Source organism: Methanobacterium sp. (assembly GCA_012838205.1).
In the GTDB taxonomy this organism is placed as follows: domain Archaea; phylum Methanobacteriota; class Methanobacteria; order Methanobacteriales; family Methanobacteriaceae; genus Methanobacterium.
In genome coordinates this window covers 1-3,697 of record DUPR01000056.1, presented here as the reverse complement: position 1 = coordinate 3,697, position 3,697 = coordinate 1, and the positions used below count along the sequence as shown (strand labels likewise).

Sequence of the window (3,697 nt, the reverse complement as noted above, 5' to 3'; positions counted from 1 at the left end):
ATTGCTGCTTTATTAATTGAAAGTTCTGGAAAAATGCCCTAAATTGAAAACATTTATATATAAAAAGGAGACCACCTATTTATCATGATTATTCATGCTAATGTGTTCAGTTATCTTATTGCCCTGGTCGCTGCCCTAATATTGGGTCTGGTTTTAAGGCTTCCTTTACTTCCAGATAAACCTATAAGAAATTCTTGGACTATAAGCGCTGTTTTCCCTACAGCTGTGCTGTCAATAGGTTTTTATGCCATGGTTTCTGAGTTAGGTTACCAGGGATACATTGTGGCATTGACAACTGGAATTGTCACTGCTTTATTTGCCAAATTTATTCTAGAAAAAATAGTTCCCATACCCGAGGGAGATGAAAAACGTGAATGAAATAATAGGCATTATACTGGCAGCCATTATATCCTGGTTTAACTTCGTTCTCATTGATACATGGATGGGTCTTCCAGAGTCGCCGGGAGTGAAAGGAGCAGAAGTTATTGGCCGATCTGTTCAAAATAGGGGAGGAGACCTTGCAGGAGGTTTCTTCCAAGGTAACATTGTATGCTCTCCTGATGCCTCTGCAGGCACTCTGCTTGCTTCAATTGCTTGTTATGCTATAGGCATGCCTGAGGGAGGATTAATTGCTGCTGTTTTAGTTTATTTTGGAAACAGAATTTGCGCTGACCCAGGATATGCTGGCACCACCGGAGCCCTAAGTATTACTGTAATTATTTATTTGACTTCATTTATAGGTTTCAAACCTGAATTCTTCATTGTGGGGATGGTTCTGGCTATTCTCACTATTCAAGGCCTTTATCAGACAGGTGCTTCCCGTCTTTTGGGAAAGTTGGCAAAAAAAATGGGGAGATATGCCAAAATATCATAGGTGCTAAATCATGTTAATTGAGATATTAGGTATTATAATAATTTTAATGGCATTGCGTACTCTCTTAGCTCAGAATCGTGAGGAAAGACTTCTTTGCCTTAATGTTATTGGCTTTAGCATGTCTGCGATTATGGGTTTATACATTAAAACACCCTTCGGAGCAATAATTGCCATTACATTCTTTGTTACATCAACGTTAAGCTCTAACGCCATTGCTTACTCCCTAGGAAGGGTAAAAGAAGAGATCATGGTGAAATAAATGTACTTGGATTTTATAAATTTAACTACAGTATCTGCAGCACTAACCTTAATTGGAGCTGTTGGAATCATTGCCTTGGCAAAGCCACTTGATAAAGTCATCATGTTTGCACTTCTCCAGGGAGGATTTATTGGAATGATAGTGGCAGCCAAATACTTGGATGTGGCCATGGTTGCAGCTATCTTCGATCCTATTTCCACAGTGATCTTACTCATAGGAATCATAAAGATTAATGAGGTTAGAAAGAAAAACCAAGAATCCCAGGGGGAAGGGAACTTTGTTTGATGTTTACATATGGTTCTATACTGGTGTGGCACTCACCATAATGGGTAGTCTTGGAACAGCCATAGGTCCCGGAGTTAAAGACCCTATAATAAGGACTTTAAACACGGAAATAGCCGCGGTTGGTGTTTCATTAATATTTTTAACCTATAATCACACCATTGCACTTTTAACTTTCATTGCAGCAACTGCAATCATCACAATGATATTGCTTAGAGCTATTGTTAGATTAGAAGAAGTGGGGGCTGAATTATGAGCAGAATAGGTAGATTCTGGAATTCTTTAGCCACGCCTAAACGTATCCCACGGTTTTATTCTGTAATTCTTGGCATTTTACTTCTAGCAGGTTTTATTGTGCCTTTAGCACTTAATAATCAGCAATTGTATCCGAGACCAGAACCACAACTACAGATAAACCAGCAAGATCCTTTCGCCCCTTATGATCGTGGTGGTGTGCCTCTTAAAGAACCGGGAATCATTAAATCCCAGTATCCTCACTTTTCAGAGAAAGCCGGTATGGTAACCAGCTACGTGTCCCCCATTGGAATAGGGGTTAGCGAAACCACTCTTTATTTTGGTACATCAATTTATTCATCCCCTGGTGGATTAATAGATGAAATATTATACTACTCTCGAGGATTTGACACTGTGCTTGAGTCCAGCATTCTCATGATGGCCTTTGTTGTGGCATCATGGGTGGCTCTACACTTTACCATGAAAAGGAGGGAAGAAGAATGAGCGCATCAGTACTCGTTCCCGGCGTTGTTTCCCCAGTAGTGGTTTCATTATTTGTTCCGGCTATATTCACCGGTTTAATCGCGGGATTAATAGGGCTCATGGCCATTGCGTACCAGAAGAATGATTTAAATGCCCTTATATTAACAGACATTGTGGGTGTTGGTATGTTAATTCTTGTGGCGGCTGTGGGAACTGACCTGGCAGAAGCAATTATACTTCCTGGGCTAGTGGTTGAACTTGCCGAGATCTTGGCAATTTCTGAGATACTCATGAGCAGAGAAATGAAGAAGAAAGGAAAAAATGCAGAATTAATCCCTTTACCTTTATCAATGGACATGGAAGTTATGACCACTGCCCCCACATTCCTAGCCCTTTTATTAATAGCGCATGGAGCCTTTCTTAGCGGATTTACAGGAGGAGCTGTCGCAGGAGGGGGCATATTGTTTTATGTTCTCTCTAAAAGAATGCGAGGAGTTCCAGCAAACACTTGGGAAGGAGTTGCAGGAGTATCTGGTATTGCGTGGTGTTTATGGTTAGTGGGATTCCTTGTATTTTTCGTGTTCCCCCAATACTGGTTACTAGCTTTGTTCCTAGCAGCATTCGGTATTTTCATAAAAGTTGCCTTTAAAGCAGGACTGATAGGCGTTATTGGTCGAGAAGAATTTAACAAAAAGTAAAAATAAATCATTAAGGTGTAAAAAAATGGATATAACGATATTGGGTCAACAGTTATTGGGATACATTCCCCTGGGAGATATTGTCCTATATCTGGCACCTCTTAACCTTTTCATGTTCGCAAGTACATTGGCCTTTACCACTATCATCGCCATAAGCAAGACTGAAACCCAAGTTGAAGCCGGATTTGGTACTTTAAAGGACAGAGAAGTGAAAGTAGATAAAAATGAATTCAAAATAAGAAGATTCCTAGCGATTGTGTGTGGTTTGGCTACTGCAGGTGCAATGATCACCGGAGACCTCTTTAACTTCACATTATTTGTTTGTTTGATAGGCATAGTTAATATTGGTATTGTAGCCGCAGTTAAACAAGTTGATGTTCTGGATGCTGCGTTTCAGTATGGTTTAGTAGCTATGATTGCTACTTTACCCTTATTTGGCGGTGCAGCTATGATATTAGCATCAGCTGGAACCATCAGCCTATTAGAAATCGTAAAAATACCCACCACTTTTATGATGATCTTTGGTTCACTCCTTCTATTCATTGGAGTGGCTGGTGAAACTGGAGTAGCACCCTTTTATGCAACCAAAGCAGAGATGTTCCGAACTCCTGGTTCCCCCTTTCTCCTAATCATACACTTAAGTTCACTTCTGGTGATTGTTAGAGTGATTGAAATACTTTTAATCATAAATAAACCGTTCTAAGATTAAAGTTATTAATTGAAACTGTGAAATTTAAAATAAAATCTGATAATCGGTGAAATAATGGATAAATTACAAATTTCAAGTTATTTAATATTCATCATCTCAGTGGCAAGTATCGCATATGGCCTCCTGTTTAACCCAGCCAACTGGGTAGTTTACGGAAT

At 39.6% G+C, this 3,697-nt stretch carries 9 protein-coding genes; all 9 read left to right on the top strand.

The annotated features are described in order from the left end of the window. The first annotated feature begins 84 nt into the window (after positions 1 to 84). Entirely contained in the window at positions 85 to 378 is a 294-nt protein-coding gene (gene ehaA / locus GXZ72_08215; protein HHT19527.1) for an energy-converting NiFe hydrogenase A subunit EhaA, read from the top strand. Further along, positions 371 to 874: a hypothetical protein gene (locus GXZ72_08210; GenBank protein HHT19526.1), complete on the top strand. Its 504-nt coding sequence runs from the start codon at positions 371 to 373 to the stop codon at positions 872 to 874. The genes ehaA and GXZ72_08210 overlap by 8 nt, the downstream gene beginning before the upstream one ends. 10 nt (positions 875 to 884) lie before the next feature. Then, entirely contained in the window at positions 885 to 1,133 is a 249-nt protein-coding gene (locus tag GXZ72_08205; protein HHT19525.1) for a DUF2109 domain-containing protein, read from the top strand. Then, positions 1,134 to 1,418 (top strand): DUF2108 domain-containing protein, encoded by a 285-nt coding sequence (locus GXZ72_08200; protein ID HHT19524.1) that lies wholly within the window; start codon positions 1,134 to 1,136, stop codon positions 1,416 to 1,418. It abuts the gene before it with no gap. Then, complete coding sequence (locus GXZ72_08195) at positions 1,411 to 1,671, top strand: DUF2107 family protein (GenBank protein ID HHT19523.1); 261 nt, start codon at positions 1,411 to 1,413, stop codon at positions 1,669 to 1,671. The genes GXZ72_08200 and GXZ72_08195 overlap by 8 nt, the downstream gene beginning before the upstream one ends. Next, positions 1,668 to 2,153, top strand: coding sequence for an EhaF family protein (locus tag GXZ72_08190; GenBank protein HHT19522.1), 486 nt, complete (start codon positions 1,668 to 1,670; stop codon positions 2,151 to 2,153). The genes GXZ72_08195 and GXZ72_08190 overlap by 4 nt, the downstream gene beginning before the upstream one ends. Next, positions 2,150 to 2,830: an EhaG family protein gene (locus tag GXZ72_08185; protein HHT19521.1), complete on the top strand. Its 681-nt coding sequence runs from the start codon at positions 2,150 to 2,152 to the stop codon at positions 2,828 to 2,830. The genes GXZ72_08190 and GXZ72_08185 overlap by 4 nt, the downstream gene beginning before the upstream one ends. A 25-nt stretch (positions 2,831 to 2,855) precedes the next feature. Beyond that, the gene (locus tag GXZ72_08180; protein HHT19520.1) at positions 2,856 to 3,533 is read left to right on the top strand and encodes a hypothetical protein; all 678 of its coding nucleotides are present in this window, start codon (positions 2,856 to 2,858) and stop codon (positions 3,531 to 3,533) included. 60 nt (positions 3,534 to 3,593) lie between these two features. Continuing rightward, positions 3,594 to 3,697 (top strand): DUF788 domain-containing protein (locus GXZ72_08175; GenBank protein HHT19519.1); only part of this gene is annotated, 104 nt, incomplete at its 3' end.